Source organism: Acinetobacter sp. 228 (assembly GCF_048147885.1).
Map to the genome: position 1 here is coordinate 1 of NZ_JAYWYV010000567.1, position 1,064 is coordinate 1,064.

Consider the following 1,064-nt stretch of genomic DNA (forward strand, 5'->3'; position numbering starts at 1 on the left):
ATTGATACATACATGGCTTACATCTGTTCTTGAAAATGATCAATTTCAGATCGCTTATTTAGCAGGGGATGCAAGCTTTCGACGTTATGCTCGCATCCAGTTACAAAATAAAACGTATATGCTTATGGATGCGCCTCCTGAAAAAGAAGACTGTGTTCCGTTTGTGACCATTGACGAGTTTTTTGCAGGGCATGGGGTTCGGGTACCTCAGATCGTTGCAAAAGATTTAAATCAAGGTTTTTTATTGTTAAACGATGAAACAGTTGATCAATATTATGAACAGAGTTTTAAACAGCTTATTCATTTGCAATCGATTAATGGGGCTGAACATTTCCCGGCTTATTCTTATGAAAAGCTTTTATCGGAAATGCAGTTGTTAACAGATTGGATGTTACCGTCACTCGATATCCATCCAACAGCTGAGCAAAAGAAAACTATTGATGATGCATTTGATTTCTTGGCTCAGGCAGCATTAGCTCAACCGCAAGTTATTGTACATCGTGATTTTCATAGTCGTAATTTAATGAAAATTGCTAATGAAGAAGAATTGGGAGTAATTGACTTCCAAGACGCGGTTATTGGTGCTGATACATATGATTTAATCTCGATTACACGTGATGCATACGTGCAGTGGAATGCTGAGCGTGTTTATCAATGGTTTAAAGTGTTCTATGAGCTTTTACCAGCATCTGCTAAACAAAACCGAAGCTTTGACCAATTTAAACGTGATGCTGATTTAATGGCAATTCAACGCCATATCAAAATTTTAGGTATCTTTGTCCGTTTGTTTGAGCGAGATGGTAAGTCTGGTTATTTGAAGGATTTACCACGAGTCATGTGGTATTTACTTGAAGAGAGCCATGGCTATCATGAGCTTGATGACTTCATGGCGTTTATTCACAGTTCAGTAATGCCTAAATTTATTGAAAAATATGGCCCTTATGAGGTTGCAGCATAATGAAAGCAATGATTTTAGCTGCTGGCTTGGGCAATCGTATGCGTCCACTCACGCTATATACACCAAAGCCTCTGCTGGAGGTAGGTGGTAAGCCACTTATTGTGTG

The 1,064-nt window shown here is 38.7% G+C and carries 2 protein-coding genes; both read left to right on the top strand.

Annotated elements, in window-relative coordinates:
- Window position 1: 1 nt before the first annotated feature.
- Window positions 2-958 (top strand): aminoglycoside phosphotransferase family protein, encoded by a 957-nt coding sequence (locus VXQ92_RS20850; RefSeq protein WP_416683053.1) that lies wholly within the window; start codon window positions 2-4, stop codon window positions 956-958.
- A partial coding sequence (locus VXQ92_RS20855; RefSeq protein ID WP_416683054.1) for a nucleotidyltransferase family protein occupies window positions 958-1,064 on the top strand: 107 nt, incomplete at its 3' end. The genes VXQ92_RS20850 and VXQ92_RS20855, both read left to right, overlap by 1 nt.